The 16,700-nt window shown below is 59.9% G+C and carries 15 protein-coding genes; 4 read left to right on the top strand and 11 right to left on the bottom strand.

Features of this window, described 5'->3' with window-relative positions:
- Positions 1 to 2: 2 nt before the first annotated feature.
- The 4 genes from LPU83_RS72175 to LPU83_RS72160 are packed head-to-tail and all read right to left on the bottom strand — an operon-like array spanning position 3 to position 4,026.
- Complete coding sequence (locus LPU83_RS72175) at positions 3 to 1,922, bottom strand: beta-N-acetylhexosaminidase (RefSeq protein ID WP_024314619.1); 1,920 nt, start codon at positions 1,920 to 1,922, stop codon at positions 3 to 5.
- 25 nt (positions 1,923 to 1,947) lie between these two features.
- Positions 1,948 to 2,724 (bottom strand): SDR family oxidoreductase, encoded by a 777-nt coding sequence (locus LPU83_RS72170; RefSeq protein WP_024314620.1) that lies wholly within the window; start codon positions 2,722 to 2,724, stop codon positions 1,948 to 1,950.
- A gap of 28 nt (positions 2,725 to 2,752) precedes the next feature.
- Positions 2,753 to 3,616 carry a MurR/RpiR family transcriptional regulator gene (locus LPU83_RS72165; protein ID WP_024314621.1) on the bottom strand — a complete coding sequence of 288 codons (864 nt, stop codon included), beginning with the start codon at positions 3,614 to 3,616 and terminating at the stop codon, positions 2,753 to 2,755.
- A gap of 20 nt (positions 3,617 to 3,636) precedes the next feature.
- Positions 3,637 to 4,026 (bottom strand): RidA family protein, encoded by a 390-nt coding sequence (locus LPU83_RS72160; RefSeq protein ID WP_024314622.1) that lies wholly within the window; start codon positions 4,024 to 4,026, stop codon positions 3,637 to 3,639.
- Between the two features lie 114 nt (positions 4,027 to 4,140).
- Here LPU83_RS72160 and LPU83_RS72155 point away from each other — a divergent pair, with 114 nt between their 5' ends.
- The 4 genes from LPU83_RS72155 to LPU83_RS72140 all read left to right on the top strand — a co-directional run bounded on the left by LPU83_RS72155 (position 4,141) and on the right by LPU83_RS72140 (position 7,630).
- Complete coding sequence (locus LPU83_RS72155; RefSeq protein WP_024314623.1) at positions 4,141 to 4,626, top strand: hypothetical protein; 486 nt, start codon at positions 4,141 to 4,143, stop codon at positions 4,624 to 4,626.
- 21 nt (positions 4,627 to 4,647) lie between these two features.
- A complete protein-coding gene (locus LPU83_RS72150; RefSeq protein ID WP_024314624.1) occupies positions 4,648 to 6,108 on the top strand; it encodes a M81 family metallopeptidase in 1,461 nt (486 codons plus the stop codon).
- A gap of 18 nt (positions 6,109 to 6,126) precedes the next feature.
- A complete protein-coding gene (locus tag LPU83_RS72145) occupies positions 6,127 to 7,227 on the top strand; it encodes a D-TA family PLP-dependent enzyme (protein ID WP_040681021.1) in 1,101 nt (366 codons plus the stop codon).
- Positions 7,228 to 7,333: 106 nt separating this feature from the next.
- Complete coding sequence (locus tag LPU83_RS72140; protein ID WP_024314626.1) at positions 7,334 to 7,630, top strand: hypothetical protein; 297 nt, start codon at positions 7,334 to 7,336, stop codon at positions 7,628 to 7,630.
- A gap of 17 nt (positions 7,631 to 7,647) precedes the next feature.
- On the opposite strand, the gene LPU83_RS72135 is transcribed toward LPU83_RS72140, so the two are convergent.
- From LPU83_RS72135 to LPU83_RS72105, 7 genes are all read right to left on the bottom strand, one after another.
- Complete coding sequence (locus LPU83_RS72135; protein WP_024314627.1) at positions 7,648 to 8,784, bottom strand: ABC transporter ATP-binding protein; 1,137 nt, start codon at positions 8,782 to 8,784, stop codon at positions 7,648 to 7,650.
- Positions 8,785 to 8,868: 84 nt separating this feature from the next.
- Complete coding sequence (locus LPU83_RS72130; RefSeq protein ID WP_093041276.1) at positions 8,869 to 10,071, bottom strand: ABC transporter substrate-binding protein; 1,203 nt, start codon at positions 10,069 to 10,071, stop codon at positions 8,869 to 8,871.
- Between the two features lie 61 nt (positions 10,072 to 10,132).
- On the bottom strand, positions 10,133 to 10,993 hold the full coding sequence (locus LPU83_RS72125) for a carbohydrate ABC transporter permease (RefSeq protein ID WP_024314628.1): 861 nt from the start codon (positions 10,991 to 10,993) through the stop codon (positions 10,133 to 10,135).
- A complete protein-coding gene (locus LPU83_RS72120; RefSeq protein WP_024314629.1) occupies positions 10,990 to 11,874 on the bottom strand; it encodes a carbohydrate ABC transporter permease in 885 nt (294 codons plus the stop codon). Before LPU83_RS72120 ends, LPU83_RS72125 begins: the two co-directional genes overlap by 4 nt.
- A gap of 13 nt (positions 11,875 to 11,887) precedes the next feature.
- Positions 11,888 to 13,045, bottom strand: coding sequence for a Gfo/Idh/MocA family protein (locus LPU83_RS72115; protein WP_024314630.1), 1,158 nt, complete (start codon positions 13,043 to 13,045; stop codon positions 11,888 to 11,890).
- Positions 13,046 to 13,305: 260 nt separating this feature from the next.
- Complete coding sequence (gene scpA / locus LPU83_RS72110) at positions 13,306 to 15,444, bottom strand: methylmalonyl-CoA mutase (protein ID WP_024314631.1); 2,139 nt, start codon at positions 15,442 to 15,444, stop codon at positions 13,306 to 13,308.
- 196 nt (positions 15,445 to 15,640) lie between these two features.
- A complete protein-coding gene (locus tag LPU83_RS72105) occupies positions 15,641 to 16,666 on the bottom strand; it encodes a hydroxyacid dehydrogenase (RefSeq protein ID WP_040681017.1) in 1,026 nt (341 codons plus the stop codon).
- Between the last annotated feature and the right edge of the window lie 34 nt (positions 16,667 to 16,700).

Raw genomic sequence — 16,700 nt, 5'->3', positions numbered from 1 at the left:
CCTCACAGTTTCGGGCTCAGGGGCACGATTGCGGCGAAGCGATGCCAGTCCTTCATCGCCCGCGGCGTCCATGCGGCTTCCGCAATCGCAGGAAGGCGGGGGAAGACCAGCCGGTTGAAATAGCCGCGCGACAGGAAGTGCTCCGACCAGATGCAGGCCTGGACACCCTTCATCTTGTCCTTCAATTCCTCCGGAAAGTCGCCCTCCGCCTCATAGGCATAGGTGTGGGCCGGGGGCACGGTTCCGGCCCAGCTTGCGCCCGGCTCCTGAAACGCTTCCGCTTGGACCATATCGAGGTAATAGGCCTGGCCAGGGGTCATGACGACCTCGTAGCCTTGCTTGGCAAGATCGATGCCAACCTGCGGGTTCTCCCACGCCATGAGCAGCGTGTCCCTGGCGGCAACACCGCCGCCATGCGCCACCTCGTTCCAGCCCGCCAGCTTGCGGCCGCGCGCCGTCAGCATTTCCTTGACGCGCTTCAAGAAATAGGACTGCAACGCGAACGTGCCCGAAATTCCCTCCTTCTCCATCAGCGTCTTGGCAAGCGGAGACGCAAGCCACGAGCCATTCGCCACCTCATCGCCACCGATGTGCAGGTAGGACGAGGGGAAAAGTTCGACCATCTCGTCGAATAGTTTCTCGAGGAATTCATAGGTCAGTGGCACCGCCGGATTGAGGGCATTGTTCGGATATCCTTGCACCGAATGGTAGCTCTCCGGCGCCTCCTGGCCGTCTGCCAGATCAGGCAGCGCCGTCAAGGTCGCCGTGCTGTGGCCTGGAATATCGATCTCGGGGATGATCTCGACACTCAATTTCGCCGCGTGAGCGACGATCTCACGCACATCGTCCTGAGAGTAAAAGCCGCCAACCGGTTCGGCACTGTTGCCGAGTTGCGGCAGGAGTGGCTCATCGGGACCGCGCAGGACGCCTGTTGCCGTCAATTCCGGATACGCCTTGATCTCAAGGCGCCATGCCTCGTCGTCGGTCAGATGCCAATGGAAGATGTTGAGCTTCAACCAAGCGAGGATGTCGATCAGCCGCTTGATATCAGCTGTCGGATAGAACTGCCGCGAAACGTCGAGATGGCAGCCCCGCCAGCCATATCGGGGCCTGTCCGAAATCGAGCCGGCAACGGGGAAGCAAAACGTCTGCGGCTGACTGCGGGCGCCGTGCAGCAGCTGCGCAAGCGACGTCAGTCCATATTGGCGCCCGGCCGCATCAGCAAAGGACAATGTGATCTGCGAGGCAAAGAAGGCGAGCGTGTAGCCTTCCGGGGCGATCGTCGCGTCAACCAAGAATTGCAGGGCCCGGCCCTGCGGCGAGGCGACGAGATTGAAGGGCGTATGATCGCTTTCGAAGAGGCGCCGGCAGAGCGAAAGGACAGTCGAGACGGCACGCAGGTCGTCTCCCGATGATCCTTCCGCCGGATAGAGAACAACGGGAAAGTCATCACCTGGTTTGGCATCGATCTCTGCCGGCCAGGGCTGCAGCGAGAATGGAAGCTCGAGCCTGCCTTCCGGCAGAAGTACCGGCGGCGGTTCGTTGACGCGGCCTTCGAGGAGCAGATCGGAAACACCAATCGTCACATGCTTCCCATCCGCCAACGTCACGTAAGCTGACTTTGCGCCATCCGTGCAGTGGCGAGCGGGCCTGTGAAGGCCGCTGACGGTGAAGGTCCAGCTTTTGCCGGGTTCGAGGGAAAAGCCTTTTGGCGGAGCAAACTCATGGAAATTGGCATTGCGGCGCAGAAACGTTGCGTTCTCGCAGGCCTTCGGGTCGATGACGCGCGTCAGCGACGTATAGACCAGCGTAAAACCGGAAAGCGCGACGTCGCAGAGATTGAAAAGGGAAAAGGTAAAGCGGCCGTTCGGGCCGCCAAGAGGATGCCACGAGCTCTCCAGGCGATAAGGCGCCACAGTCATATCTGTTCCTCTCTAAGCGTGTCTTTCAATAGTGCTCGGACTGCGAAAAAGTGCGGGCAAGTTCCGCCTGGCCGGCGGTCAGACCACAATCCACCGGCAGGCAGACGCCGGTGATGGCCGCAGCCTGCGGTCCGGCCAGAAATGCGACGGCATTTGCAACATCCGCGGGGTCGACGACGCGCTGCAGCGGATACCAGCGGCGAGCTTCCTCGAAGACGTTCGGGTTGGCGGCAGCGCGCGCCTCCCATGCCTGCGTGCGCACCGTGCCGGGCGCAACAGCATTCGAACGAATACCGAACTTGCCATATTCCACCGCCACCAGTTTGGTGAGATGAAGCAGTCCCGCTTTTGCAGCGCTATAGGCCGGGTGGCCGAAGACGTTCATGGCATTGACGGATGCGATGTTGACGACAGAGCCTTTCGACGCCGCGAGCAGATCCTCCACGGCCCGGAAGCACAGGAAGGGAGCCTCGAGATTGAGGGCATTGTCCATGCGCCAGATTTCCGGGGTCGTATCATGCAGGCTGACGGCGCGCGCTGCACCGGCATTGTTGACCAGCGTCCTGACGGAACCGAGCGAGGCGGCCCGCTTTGCCATTTCGGCGACGCTTGTTTCGCTGGTCACATCGCAGCCGTAGGCGACAAAACGATCGGCCGAGCCCAGCGCGCGTGCCGCCTTCTCGGCGGCGGCAACGTCGATGTCGACCAAAAGTATGATGTCGTGATCCTGTGCCAGGCGCCCAGCAATGGTGCGCCCTATATCGCCCGCAGCACCGGTCACGATCGCTACCGTCTGTGTCATTGCGCATCCCCTTTTGGCATGGAATTCTCTAGTCCCCGAGCAATTGCCGGTCATCGCCATCGCGGTGGGCGACAAGCTGCTGCTTGATGCGGCGCAGGACCACTGCCGCCTTTGGCTGGATCGCGTAGGCAACAAGGCTGGCGAGAATATCGATGGCCGCCAGATAGGCGATGCGCGTCGAGGTCGGCCGGAAGATATTGTTTCCTTCCTGCAGATCGATCGGCACGACGATCTCTGCCACTTGCGCGACCGGGCTATTACTCTGGGTGAGCGCGATCGTCGTCACGCTGGACGCGCGCGCCAGGGTGAAGGCGCGCACGAGCTCGGCGTTGCGCCCGCTAAAGGACGAACCAATCAGCACGTCGGTCGGTTTGGCGGCGGCGGCCATCATCAACTGCATGCCGTGATCGGAACTTGCAGTCACATGCAGGCCGAAGCGAAACAGACGGTTCTGCAATTCGTTGGCAATCATCGACGAATTGCCGCCGGAGCCGAAGGCATAAATCATGTCGGCGCGCGAAAGCCGCTCGGCCGCAAGCTCGATTGCCGCAAGGTCAAGGGAACGATGAAGCAGGAAAAGCGCGTTCTGCGCCTTGGTGATGATATCCTGCGCGACATCCCCCGGATTGGTGCTTTTCGGCTCCGGTTTCAGGTAGCGCATCCCGACATAGGCTGTCCTGGCGAGCTGCACCTTGAAATCGGAAAAGCTCTCGCAACCGAGCCGGCGGCAGAAGCGGGTGACCGTGGGCGGTGATACATCTGCTTTTTCGGCAAGCTCGATGATCGAGGCATTCACCGCAAACTCGAAGTCGTTGAGAAGGATGTCGGCGATACGGTTTTCCGAGGGCGAAAGCCGGGCCTTTTCTTCCTGCAGTGTCGAGAAAATATCCATCCCACCCGCCGTCGTTTGCGCTATCGATCCTTCGGCTTAAATGCGACGCAGTCGATTTCAACCTTGCAGTCGACCATCATCGACGATTGCACGCAGGCCCGCGCCGGCGGGTGGTCGCCGAAATACTGCTGATAGATACCATTGAATGTCCAAAAATCGCGCGGATCATCGAGCCACACACCGCAACGAACCACGTTCTCGACGCCGTAGCCGGCCTCTTTGAGAATAGCCAGCACGTTCTCGATCGTCTTATGCGTCTGGGCGACAATATTTCCATCGATGATTTCGCCATTTTCCATGGCGACCTGGCCCGAGACATAAAGCCAGCCGTCGGCCTCGACGGCGCGCGCAAAGGGCAGGGGCTTGCCCCCGGCACCCTTTTGAACCGTGCCATAACGCTTGATGGACATTGATCGATCCTTGCAAATTATTTTCGTATTAAGTTGACAAGTGACCATAGAAAGCGGAATTTGACCAGTGAAAAACACCAATCATGAAAAGAATTTCAATCCGGGGGAGAGATAATGCGTAATCCTTTCAAAAACCCCTTTCCGGCCTCCGACGTTGCCCGGCATTCGATCTGGGAGATGCTGGTTCCCCGCGACATCGATGCATTCCTCGCCGCCGACTGGTCGATGGTCAAGCATGATTTCGTCGAAGACGGCTTCATCGGCATAGACGGGCGCAAGCAGGTGAGCCCCGACAACTGGCGTCTGGCATTTCCGACGCTATCGGCCTATCGCGACGAGTGGCTGCGCCAGGCGAAGGACTTTGCAACGCAATCTTTCGCTGAAGATGCCCGCACCGCGATCTTCACGACCACCACGCTTGAGGACATCGAGGTTGAGGGTGACATGGCGCTCGTGCGCAAGAAGTTCGACGGCGGGCTCGCCAAAGCTGATGGCACGCGTGATGTCATGCAGTGGCAAACGCTTTATTATTGCCGCCTGCATGAAGGCCGCTGGAAGATATGCGGCTTTACCGGCTACCTGCCGAACCCGATGGGCTGATCAACCACAAAGGCTGAACCCTTGCGCATTTTCACGGCGGCGCTCGCAACCGAGACGAATACCTTTTCTCCCATCTGCGTCGACCGGCGCGCCTTCGAGGCATCTCTTTATGCGCCCCCTGGCCAGCACCCGCAAACCCCGACACTCTGCTCGGCACCCATCACGGTTGGACGCCGCGTCTGCGCCGAGAAGGGATGGGTGTTGATCGAAGGAACGGCCGCCTGGGCCGATCCGGCCGGACTTGTGAGCCGCTCGACCTATGAAGGGCTGCGCGACGAGGTGCTGACCCAGCTCGAGGCTGCGATGCCGGTCGACGCCGTTGTCCTCGGCCTGCATGGCGCCATGGTCGCGGCCGGCTACGAGGATACGGAGGGTGACATACTCGTGCGCGTGCGCGAGATCGTTGGGCCGGACGTCCTTGTCTGTGCCGAGCTTGATCCGCATAGCCATCTGACCGCGAAGCGGCTAGGGGCAGCAGACTTCTTCATCTACTTCAAGGAGTTCCCGCACACGGACTTCGTCGATCGCGCCGAGGATCTCTGGCGGATTGCCGTAGAGACGCTGGAAGGTAGAGTGGCACCTGTCATGTCTGTCTTTGACTGCCGCATGATCGACGTTTATCCCACCTCGCGCGACCCGATGCGCTCCTTCGTCGACAAGATCATGCGCATGGAAAAGGACGATGCTGATATCCTGTCGATCTCGGTGATCCATGGGTTCATGGCGGGCGACGTACCGGAAATGGGCACCAAGATGCTTGTTGTCACCAACGACGAGCTGGAGAAGGGCAATACCTTGGCGCGCGAACTCGGCCTTGAGCTGTTTTCCAAGCGCGGCACCTTCATCATGCCACAGATCGACGAGATTGAGGCTGTTGGGCAGGCAATGGCAGCACAGTCATGGCCCGTCGTCATCGCCGACGTCTGGGACAATCCTGGCGGCGGTACCGCGGGAGATGCCACCGTTGTCTTGCAGGAACTCCTCGCCCGGGGCGCAACAGGTGTCGCGATCGGTACGATCTGGGATCCGATGGCCGTACAGATCTGCATGGCGGCCGGCGAGGGGGCCGAGATCCCACTGCGCTTCGGCGCCAAGTCCGCGCCCGGCACCGGCAATCCGGTCGATGGCGTCGTCAAGATCGTCAAGCTCGTCACCAATGCACAGATGCGTTTTGGGGAAAGCTTTGCGCCATTCGGGGACGCAGCCCATATCGTGCTTGACGGCATCGATATCATCCTGAATTCGACGCGCGCGCAAAGTTTCGATCCAAGCCTGTTTTCCGCAATGGGCATCGATCCGCTGTCGAAGAAGGTCCTGGTCATCAAATCGACCAATCATTTCTTCGCATCGTTCTCCAAAATCGCCGCGCAGATCATCTACTGCTCGGCCGGAACGCCTTATCCCAACAATCCGGCCAAGACACCCTATCGTTGGGCGCCGAAGAACATCTGGCCGATGGTCGAAAATCCCCACGGCCGCTAACGCGGAGCAGCGTCACACATGCAGGAAAATCCGTACGCCGTCGTCGCCAAACCGGGCGACAGGGTCGCTGATCTTGCGACGCCGCGGCCCATCATCGACGAGGATCGCCTGGCGGCGAACATTGCCCGCACGCAGGCCTACATGGACAAGCACAGGCTGAACTTTCGACCGCATATCAAGACGCATAAGATCCCAGCGCTTGCTGCCGAGCAGATCGCGGCGGGTGCGAAAGGCATCAACTGCCAGAAGATCAGCGAGGCGGAGGTTTTTGCTGCCGCTGGCTTCGACGATATCCTGATCACCTTCAACATTGTCGGCCCGCAAAAGCTCGAGGCCCTTGGCGCGCTCAACGACCGGATCTCTGCTCTCAAAGTCGTTGCCGACAGCACGGTGACCACCGATGGCCTGTCCTCCTACTTCGCATCCCGCAAACCGTTGACTGTTCTGGTTGAATGCGACACCGGCGGCGGACGCTGCGGCGTTCAGACACCTGAAGCAGCACGAAGCTTGGCAAAGCGGATTAACGATGCCCCCGGCCTTTCGTTCGGTGGTCTCCTCAACTACCCGAAGCCCGGCGCGGCCGATGCGGTGCAAGCCTTCCTCAGCGAAGCACTATTGCTCTTAGAGACTGATGGGATCGCTTGCCCGATCGTCAGCAACGGCGGCACGCCAAGCCTCTTCGAGGCGCATCTCGTCGGCGCCGCGACCGAGCACCGCGCAGGTACGTATATCTATAACGATCGCTCCATGGTCCGCGCTGGCCACTGCAGCGAAGCCGACTGCGCCATGCATGTGCTGGCAACGGTCGTGTCCCGCCCGACGGCGGATCGCGCCGTCATCGACGCCGGATCAAAGGCCCTGACCTCCGATCTGCTCGGCTTTACCGACTTCGGAACGGTGGTCGGTTACCCCGAGGCGGTGATCACCGGATTGTCTGAGGAGCACGGCGTCATTGACCTGGCGAAATGTGGCGATCGGCGCCCTGAGATCGGAGAGAAGATCCGGATCATTCCCAACCACACATGCGTTGTTTCCAATCTGTTTGACACGATGGTTTTTCATCGTAATGGCGTGGTAACGCGCGTCGAGGATGTAACCGCACGTGGCCTAGTGTGGTAGGGCCCCGTCGCCCTTAGCACCTTCCTTTGATGTACGCCTCTTGACCTTACGCGATTGAAAAGCATCTTCTTTTGCGCGGGCATTAGGCGCGCGGGAGGTCAAGTCGATGAGAGTCTCTGTTGCAATGGGAATAGCAGCAAGCCTATTGGCGATCTCGGCGGCTGAACCGCCGGCGCAATGGCAGACCTATCATGGCGTACGGATGGATTCCGATCCCGTGCTTCTAGCGCGGTTTGACAGGGCTTATCGCTATTGCGAGCCCGAGGCCGTCCACCGCGGCTCACCCTATCCGGCAAATCCTTGGCACGTCACAGCGCTCAGAAGCTGCATGTACCGGTTGGGGATCGTCGACCGCGGCGCCTATTCCTACCCCGCCAACAGGCTCTTCTATCCTCTGTATTGAGGCGGCGGCGCCGCTGATCAAGCGGCGGCTGTGGGATCGAGCAGGTTCATGTCGATGTCGGTCAGCTCGACATGGCGTTCAAACGATATGCCCGTCTGATCGAACAAATGGCAGTCGGCGACGTTGATCCCAGCTACAATCGGCTGATCTGGGCGCACGCCGGCGCTGCCCGGCAGCGTCGCACAGAAATTCTCGCCTTCGCCGTCAAGCGATGCGTATGCCACGGTCTGTGCGCCAAGTCGTTCGATGACCGTTGGCACAACGGTAAGCGCGATGTCGCCGGAACCGATCTGGATGTGCTCAGGACGCACGCCGAGCGTCAGCGCCTTGCCAACAGCGCCCTGACGGGGGGTGACCGGGATCACCGCCTTTTGCCCCTCATAGGCGACTTCGACACCGGCATCGCTGACAGAGGTGCAGGTGACGGGCAGGAAGTTCATCTTCGGATTGCCGATGAAGCTTGCGACGAAAATATTGGCGGGCTTGTGATAAAGCTCCAGGGGAGCGCCGGTCTGCGCGATCTCGCCGGCGTTCAGCACGACGATCCGGTCGGCCATGGTCATCGCCTCAATCTGGTCATGGGTGACGTAGATCATCGTCGCTTTCAGCTGCCGATGCAGCTTGGCAAGCTCAATACGCATGTCAGCGCGCAGCGCCGCGTCGAGGTTGGACAGCGGTTCGTCGAACAGGAAGATCTTCGGCTCGCGCACAATCGCACGACCGATTGCCACACGCTGGCGTTGACCTCCCGAGAGCATTCCAGGCCGCTGTTGCAGACGCTGATCGAGGTGAAGGATGCGCGCGACGTGCTCGACCTTGGCCTTTAGCTTCGCCTCTTCCATCTTTTCCACGCGCAGCGGGAAAGCGATGTTTTCAAAAACGCTCATGTGCGGGTAGAGCGCGTAGGACTGGAACACCATGGCGATACCGCGCTTAACCGGGGGCAGGTCATTGACCCTGAGGCGGTCGATGACGATGTCGCCCGCCGTCGTGGCATCGAGGCCGGCAATCATCCGCAGCAACGTTGACTTGCCGCAGCCGGACGGCCCGACGAAGACCACGAACTCGCCGTTTTTCACTTCGAGGTGGATGCCCTTGAGAACCTCGAAGTCGCCGTAGAACTTCTGAACATTGTTGAGAAGAAGCTGTCCCAAAACCTGTCTCCGGTCGCCGCCCCTGCGGCATGCATACTGTAAGTGGGGGATCGCGGTTGTTGCGCCCGCGATCCCGACAAAGGCTTACTTGAACGCTTCGATCTCGCCAGCAGCCTTCTTGATGGCATCGGCCGGCTGGGCCTTGCCCGTCACGACGGATTGGACCATCTCGATCATCGAATTCTGGAAGCCCTTGTAGTCGGTAAAGAGGGGCTCGGGGCCGCCAAAAGCGATTCCATCGATGAACGGCTTCCACGACGGATCAGCCTTGACGAACTCGTCAACCTTCGCAGACGGACGCAGCGGCGTGAGGCCTGCACCGCCCTGAAGCTCGTATTCGCCCTGCGGGCCCGGTGAGGTGATGAACTTGGCGAATTCGATTGCCTTGTCTTCCACACCCGTGCCCTTGAAGACGGCCAGGCTGTCGGTGATGAGCAGCGTACCTTCACCCTTGGCCGAAGGGCCGAGCGGCAACGGTGCAACGCCCCAGTTGATCTTGGTGTCCTTGAGGCGGGCAGCGGCACCCGAGCCTGCCTGGATCATGCCGACCTTGCCGTCGAGAAAGATGGCGCGGATTTCGTTCTGCTCGTAGGCGGTTGCGCCTTCGACGGAATAAGGCGTGATGTCCTTGTAGGCCTGGAGCGCTGCCAGCACTTCCGGGCTGTCGATAACGATCTTGTCGCCGTCGATGACCTTGCCGTTATTGGTGTAAACCCAATGCATAAACTGGTGCATCGTGTTGTCGAAAGTCTTTGCCGGGAGACCGTATCCAGCGATGCCGGTCTTTTCCTTGATCTGCTTGGCGGCGGCGATTTCTTCAGCCCAGGTCTTCGGCGGTGTTTCCGGGTCGAGGCCGGCCTGCTTGAAGATATCCTTGTTCCAGTAGAGAGCCTTGGTCGAGAAGGCGACCGGCACGCCCCACTGGGTGTTTTCGAAGGTGACGGTATCAACGATGTTCGGATAGTAGCTCTTCTTCTCCTCGTCGGTCATCGGCACCGGCACGATAAGGTCGTTCTGGGCAAATTCCTTGAGCGTGCGCGAGCCGACATAGGCCATGCCGACAGGCGTGCCCGCGGCGGCAAGCGTCGTGGCTTTGTCCTGGCACTGCTCCCAGCCGACGACCTCAGGCGTGACCTTCCAGCCTGGGTTCTTGCCTTCCCACTCCTTGATGTACTTCTCATGGATGGGGTCGATCTTGTCGCCGCAATAGATCCAGCTGATCTCCTGGTCAGCGGCGTGCGCGGTCATGGCGCCGAGCGCGGTGGAGCCGAGCAGGGCAAGGGCCATCAGCCCGGTCTTGAATTGAATCGTCACTTTGTTAGCTCCCGTTTTTTCTCTGGTGGTTGACTTACTGTTTCACCGCGCCCGCGGTTAGCCCGCTGACGAGATACCGTTGAAGGAAGAAAATCACGATCATGGCCGGCGCGATGCCGACGAAGCTGGCGGCCATCAGCTCATTCCAGACCACCTCCTGGCGGCCGAAATAGGCAAACAGCCCGACTGGCAAAGGCGCAAATTCGGTTTTGGAATTGAAGGTGAGCGCAAAGATGAACTGCTGGGCATAGGAGCCGATGAAGGTGGTGATTGCAACGACCATGATCCCGGGCATCGCGATCGGCAAGATGACGCGGCGAAGCGTGTAGAATTGGCTGGCGCCGTCGACAAAGGCCGCCTCATCCAACTCCCTGGGAATGCGCATCATGTAGGTTCTGAGCAGCCAGATCGCGGACGGAATGAGGAAGGCGACACCCGGAACCATGATGGCAAAATAGGTATTGAGCAGGCCGAGCGAGCGCATCAACCGGAAGAGCGGAATGAGCAGCACCGCTCCCGAAAACATGTTGACCGCCAGGAACGCAGCGAGCAACAGCCCAGCGCCTCTGAATTCAAACCGTGCGAACGCATAGGAGGCAGGGATGACGAGAACCAGAACGACAGCGGTCACGACCGTCGAGATGAAGAAGGAATTGAAGATGTAGCGGGCAAAGCCCGGCACGCTGATCCACATCGTCCGGTACGCCTCGAAGGAACCGTTCTCGGGAATGAAACGATAAGGCGAGGAGAAAAGCTGGCTGAGCGGTTTCAGCGAGACAAGGAAGCCCTCAACGAAGGGAGCGAGCACGAAGGTGAGGAACACCAGGATGCCGGCATAGATGCCGATGATCTCATACCATTTGTACCGATTGATCAGCAGATGGGGTTGTTTCATCGCTTGTCTCCGGAAGCAAGACGGCTGGTCAGTCGGAAGTAGCAAACACAGAAGATCGACAGGAAGATGCAGATCAGCACGGCGCGTGCAGCCCCTTCACCGTATTTGTTCGAACCAATCGCCGTGCGGTACGTGTCGATGATCATCGTCGTCGTTTCGCCGCTCGGACCGCCGCGCGTCAGGATCCAGATGATATCGAAGGAGTTGAAGGTGGCGATGAGTGACAGCATCGACATGGTAATCAGCGAAGGGACGATCAACGGCAGGGTAATGCGCCGGAAGCGGTAGAAACGGCCGGCTCCGTCCGTCCAGGCGGCCTCGTAAAGATCCTGCGGAATCGCCTGCATGGCCGCTAGCATATAGAGAGTGACGAGTGGGACGCCGATCCAGACGTCAGTGATAATCGTCGCCCAGAACGCCGTGGAACCCTGTGCGAGGAACGCAACCGGAGCGTCCACCAGACCAAAGCGCTGCAGCATGCCGGAAATCATCCCGAACTGGCCGTTATACATCCAGCCCCACATGAAGATGCCGATCGCCATGGGGACAATCCAGGGCGGCATAGTCAGCACGCGAAAGAGCGCCCTGCCTGGTACCGCCGAATTCAGCATCGTCGCGCCGAAGACGCCAATGATCATCTTGATGGAGACGGAAAAGAACGTCCAGATGAACGTCCGCAGGATGACTTCGGCGAAGGTCGCATTGAAGATCTTGCTGTAGTTGACCCAGCCGACCCAATTCGTCGTCTTTTTCAAAGACGCATCGGTGAAGGACAGGATAAAGGTATCGACCAGGGGATAGGCGACGATCGCCGCCACGTAGAGCACTGCCGGAAGGAGAAGGATCCAGGCGAAGATGACTGCGTTGCGTTGGACGCTCATCTTGCCGCCCTCCTCAAGCCGCTCTTGCGTGCAGGGCTTCGTCAAACCTGTCCCACACCGGGCGCAGATCGACCACCGCCTTCGTCATGCGCGCCTCGTCCATGGACAGGGCGAGAATACCGGCTTCGAGGGCGTTCAGTGTAGAGACGGGAAGCTCGGTGCCGGTGCGCACGCTGTCGAGCAGGTCGGCGGCCATCTGTTCGTCGGCACCGTAATGCTGCGACAGCTCGGTCGCCGCGTACTTGTTCTCGATGACCTTCTTGCCTGTCAGCTGCTCATGAACGTCGAGATAGCCGCGGACGAAATCGCCCTCGGCCATGCCCCGCGATCCCATGATCGCAAAGCGGCGAAACTGGTCGGGAACATTGAGGTTGGTATGGAAGTTCATGCCGACGCCATTGGCGTATTCGACGATCGCCACCTGATAGTCGATAATGTCGGCGTCGCTATCAAACACCTTGTCGGAGCCCATCCAGCCGCTCGGTTTGCGATGGAACAGCTCCAGGTCGTTGATGCCTTCGCGAGCGGGATCGTTGGCCGGCGTGAAGCTCTTGCGACCGCCGAAGCTTGCAACGCGCTCAGGCCGGGCACCGACGACGCCGTTGTAGAGATCGAGGTCATGGCAGCACTTTTCCAGCATGAAGCTGCCGGAATAACGCTCGTAGCGGCGCCAGTCGCGCATGAAGAAGGCGCCGTGATAAGGCTCGATGTGCTCCGAGGCTTCGATCGAGACGATCTGGCCGAGCTTGCCTGCCGCCTGAATCGCGCGCAGGTCCTTGTAGAGTGGGGAGTAACGAAGCACAAGGCCGACCATCAGGCGCTCGTGACAGAACTTTGCCATCAGCCGAGCCAGTTCGATGCTCTCTGCGATCGTCGTGACGATCGGCTTTTCGCAGAAGACCTTCAGGCCACTTTCGAGGCCAAGTCTGATATGATCGAGATGCAAGTGGTTCGGGGAACCGATCATCAAAAGATCGAGCTTTTCGTTGGCGATCAGCTCTTTGGGGGAAGCATAAGCGGTGCCGGCGGAAATGTCTTTTTCAGCAAGCCCCGGAAGGCCTGCGGGATCGGGGTCGACGTAACCCACGATCTCGAAGCTTTCATCCACGGACTTGAAGACGTAGCCAAGATAGCCGAGCCGGAAACCTAGCCCGATAATTCCCACTCTCATGCTGTTCTCGTTCCCATTACGTAATTTATTTTCGTCAAGTTGAGACAAAAATTCGAACTCGTCAACACGAATCCCGCGAAAAGTTGTAACTATGAAATTAATTTTCATAGCGGCTCGATTTCGAGGCTCCTGAGTTTTCAGCCGAGAATAGGGAATCGATTTCGCGGCACATGAGCAGCAGCCGCCGGTCTCCGTTCACGCAGAACGGAACAGCGACGGCGAACAGCTTGGCCGCGAACCGTTGTCACACCGCGCGAAATCTAGTGGTTTCGCCGCTTGCCCTCGAGCAGGTCGAGAACCGAATTTGCCGCATCCAGAACATTCGTGCCAGGCCCGAATACGGCGGCGATCCCGTGGTCCATCAGAAACTTGTAATCCTGCCGCGGAATGACGCCACCGACCACCACGATGACATCGCCAGCGCCTTGCGCCTTGAGCTCGTCGATCAGTTGCGGCGCCAGCGTCTTGTGGCCGGCAGCCAGCGACGACATGCCAACTACGTGTACCTTGTTTGCGACGGCGAGCTCGGCTGCCTCCTTCGGCGTCTGAAAGAGCGGCCCGGCCAACACGTCGAAGCCGATGTCACCAAACGCGGAGGCGATCACTTTCGCGCCGCGGTCGTGGCCGTCCTGACCCAGCTTGGCAACCATGATCTTCGGCCTATGACCGAGAATCTTGCCGATATCGCTCATGCGATCTTTCAGTACTGCCAGCTCGGGTTCGTCACGATAGGCTTGACCATAGACGTCCTTGATGACCTCTGGCTCGGCCGCGTGATCACCGAAGGCGCGACGCATGGCATCCGATATCTCGCCAATGGTCGCACGCGCGCGCGCCGCGTCGATCGCCGCCGCAAGCAGGTTCCCCTTGCCGCTATCTGCAACCTGCGCAAGAAAGTCGAGGGCAGCTCGTACGGCGGTGCCGTCGCGGCGACGTTTCGTCTCTTCGATACGCTTGATCTGGGCAGTGCGCACGGCGGCATTGTCGATCGCCAAGGTCTCGATCTCTTCCTCTGTCTCGAGCCGGTACTTATTGACGCCGACAATGACCTCGTCACCCTTGTCGACCGCCGCCTGGCGGCGCGTCGCCGCTTCCTCGATGAGCCGCTTGGGCAAGCCCTCGTTGACGGCCTTCGTCATCCCGCCGAGCGCCTCGACCTCCTCGATCAAGGCCCAGGCTTTATCGGCGAGTTCATTTGTCAGGCTCTCGACATAGTAGGAGCCGGCAAGTGGGTCGACGACCTTCGTCACGCCCGTCTCGTGCTGAAGGATAAGCTGCGTGTTGCGGGCGATGCGTGCCGAAAACTCCGTCGGCAGCGCGATCGCCTCGTCGAAGGAGTTGGTATGGAGCGACTGCGTGCCGCCCAGCACTGCCGACATCGCCTCGAAGGCAGTGCGAATGATATTATTGTAGGGATCTTGCTCCTGCAGCGACACGCCAGAGGTCTGACAATGGGTGCGCAGCATCAGCGACGAAGCCTTTGCCGGCTTGAACTCTTCCATGATCCGCGTCCAGAGGAGCCGCGCGGCGCGCAGTTTTGCTGCCTCCATGAAGAAGTTCATGCCGATGGCAAAGAAGAAGGAGAGGCGGCCGGCAAAATCGTCGACGTTCAATCCCTTGGCGAGCGCAGCACGAACATATTCGCGCCCGTCGGCGAGCGTGAAGGCCAGTTCCTGCACCAGCGTCGCGCCGGCTTCCTGCATGTGATAGCCGGAGATCGAGATCGAGTTGAACTTCGGCATCTCTCTTGCGGTATATTCGATGATATCGGCAACGATCCGCATCGACGGTTCGGGTGGATAGATATAGGTGTTGCGGACCATGAACTCCTTGAGGATGTCGTTCTGGATGGTCCCGGAAAGCTGAGCCCGCGGCACGCCCTGTTCCTCGCCGGCGACGATGAAGCTCGCCAATATCGGGATAACCGCACCGTTCATCGTCATGGAGACAGAGATCTTCTCCAACGGGATGCCATCGAAGAGGATCTTCATGTCTTCGACGCTGTCGATCGCAACTCCTGCCTTACCGACGTCGCCGACGACGCGCGGATGATCGCTGTCATAGCCGCGGTGGGTTGCAAGGTCGAAGGCAACCGAAACGCCCTGCTGCCCGGCGCCGAGCGCCTTGCGGTAGAAGGCATTGGAGGCCTCCGCAGTGGAGAAGCCGGCATATTGGCGTATTGTCCAAGGGCGGCCTGCATACATCGTCGCGCGCGGGCCGCGGGTAAAGGGTGCAAAGCCAGGAAGCGATCCGAGGTGTTGAGCACCCGCTATGTCGCCCTCGGTATAGAGCGGCTTGACGGCGATCCCTTCTGGCGTGTTCCAGACGAGCGTCTCCGGCGAGGACTTCAGCTCTTTCTCGGCAAGAGCCCGCCAGTCGCCAAGCGTTTTCTTCGTCATTTTATCCTCCGGCATTCTTCTTTTGCCTCAGGCTAGCATTTTAACCGCCTGCGGCGCGATAGAGCGCCAAGATAATTCATTGATGAATTTCTGAGCGTCCGCGGCATCGACGGGACTCGTCACAAGAGGGCGGCCAGTTCACCGATCAACTGACCGATGCGGGCTTGCGCTGCCGCTGAGGCGCATGGCCGGCGGTTTAGGAAACACTGACCGGCTTGGAACGCAACCGGTTTGCCGTCGCCGGATCCGCCCTTCGGCAAAGCTGCGGCGGCAGGCCTTTCATGATGAGCTCCGCATCAGCGACAGCCATCGAGCCAAGCGCGTAGAAGGCATCTCGCGTACCGCCGGTGCGATGTGCAGATAGCAACAACCCCTCCACCTTGCGGACGGGATCGTCGGGAGCGACCGGCTCATCTGGAAAGACATCCGTCGCGGCGCGGATATGGCCAGATCTCACTGCGTCGAGCATGGCAGGAAAATCGACGACGGCCGCACGGCTCATCAGCAGGAAGGCGGAGCCCGGTTGCATCATTGCGAATTCACGCCGGCCGATGAACCCTTCGTTCTCGCTGGTTACACCGGCAAAGACGAAGACGACGCGGCTTTCGCAAAGTACTTCATCCAGTGATGCCGGCGTGCAGTCGAGCCGCTCGACGATCTCGGCCGGCAGCCAAGGATCAAAGACGCGCACGGTATTGCGAAACGGCCGGATAAGATCCCGCAACTGGCGCCCCAGATCTCCAAAACCGATCAGGCCGACCGGTGCGCCGGAAAAACGAAATGTCTCGTCGTTTCCGGCAAGGCCGTACTCTTCGGCGCCCGCTCGCGACTGCCTATCGGCCTTGGTGATGCCACGGGCAAGATCAATTGCCATGCCAAGCGCGGCTTCGGCCACCGGCGACGCAAAGGCCGATGCCGGCGTGATCACCCAGATACCACGCTCGACACAGGCCTGGTAATCGATATTCGGCAGGAAGTTCGACTCGACATTGATGATGGCCTTTAGCCGAGGGGCGCGATCCAGGCGCTCCTTCGGCATGTCGGTCTGGCCGAAGATCAGCACCGTGTCCGGCAACAGGGCTTCGACCTGTTCTGCCGGCATCTGGCGATCTTCGCGGACGACGACCTCTCCCAGCTGTGCCAGACGGCGGCGAACATCCGGCGTCATGATGAGATCGAGCGTCCGCGGAAGCGGATCGACAAGGATAATGTTGCGGCTCATGGCTCCTCCCAAGTTGCCCGCAGGATGATGATGC

The organism is Rhizobium favelukesii, from assembly GCF_000577275.2.
GTDB lineage: Bacteria > Pseudomonadota > Alphaproteobacteria > Rhizobiales > Rhizobiaceae > Rhizobium > Rhizobium favelukesii.
The sequence above is the reverse complement of the archived record's forward strand: the minus strand, read 5'-3'. Positions and strand labels throughout refer to the sequence as shown.

Excerpts from the sequence above, each read along its gene's own strand:
- LPU83_RS72175 (WP_024314619.1), bottom strand. The coding sequence starts at position 1,922 with ATGACTGTGGCGCCTTATCGCCTGGAGAGCTCGTGGCATCCTCTTGGC.
- LPU83_RS72170 (WP_024314620.1), bottom strand. The coding sequence starts at position 2,724 with ATGACACAGACGGTAGCGATCGTGACCGGTGCTGCGGGCGATATAGGG.
- LPU83_RS72165 (WP_024314621.1), bottom strand. The coding sequence starts at position 3,616 with ATGGATATTTTCTCGACACTGCAGGAAGAAAAGGCCCGGCTTTCGCCC.
- LPU83_RS72160 (WP_024314622.1), bottom strand. The coding sequence starts at position 4,026 with ATGTCCATCAAGCGTTATGGCACGGTTCAAAAGGGTGCCGGGGGCAAG.
- LPU83_RS72155 (WP_024314623.1), top strand. The coding sequence starts at position 4,141 with ATGCGTAATCCTTTCAAAAACCCCTTTCCGGCCTCCGACGTTGCCCGG.
- LPU83_RS72145 (WP_040681021.1), top strand. The coding sequence starts at position 6,127 with ATGCAGGAAAATCCGTACGCCGTCGTCGCCAAACCGGGCGACAGGGTC.
- LPU83_RS72140 (WP_024314626.1), top strand. The coding sequence starts at position 7,334 with ATGAGAGTCTCTGTTGCAATGGGAATAGCAGCAAGCCTATTGGCGATC.
- LPU83_RS72130 (WP_093041276.1), bottom strand. The coding sequence starts at position 10,071 with ATGGCCCTTGCCCTGCTCGGCTCCACCGCGCTCGGCGCCATGACCGCG.
- LPU83_RS72125 (WP_024314628.1), bottom strand. The coding sequence starts at position 10,993 with ATGAAACAACCCCATCTGCTGATCAATCGGTACAAATGGTATGAGATC.
- LPU83_RS72120 (WP_024314629.1), bottom strand. The coding sequence starts at position 11,874 with ATGAGCGTCCAACGCAACGCAGTCATCTTCGCCTGGATCCTTCTCCTT.
- LPU83_RS72115 (WP_024314630.1), bottom strand. The coding sequence starts at position 13,045 with ATGAGAGTGGGAATTATCGGGCTAGGTTTCCGGCTCGGCTATCTTGGC.
- scpA (WP_024314631.1), bottom strand. The coding sequence starts at position 15,444 with ATGACGAAGAAAACGCTTGGCGACTGGCGGGCTCTTGCCGAGAAAGAG.
- LPU83_RS72105 (WP_040681017.1), bottom strand. The coding sequence starts at position 16,666 with ATGAGCCGCAACATTATCCTTGTCGATCCGCTTCCGCGGACGCTCGAT.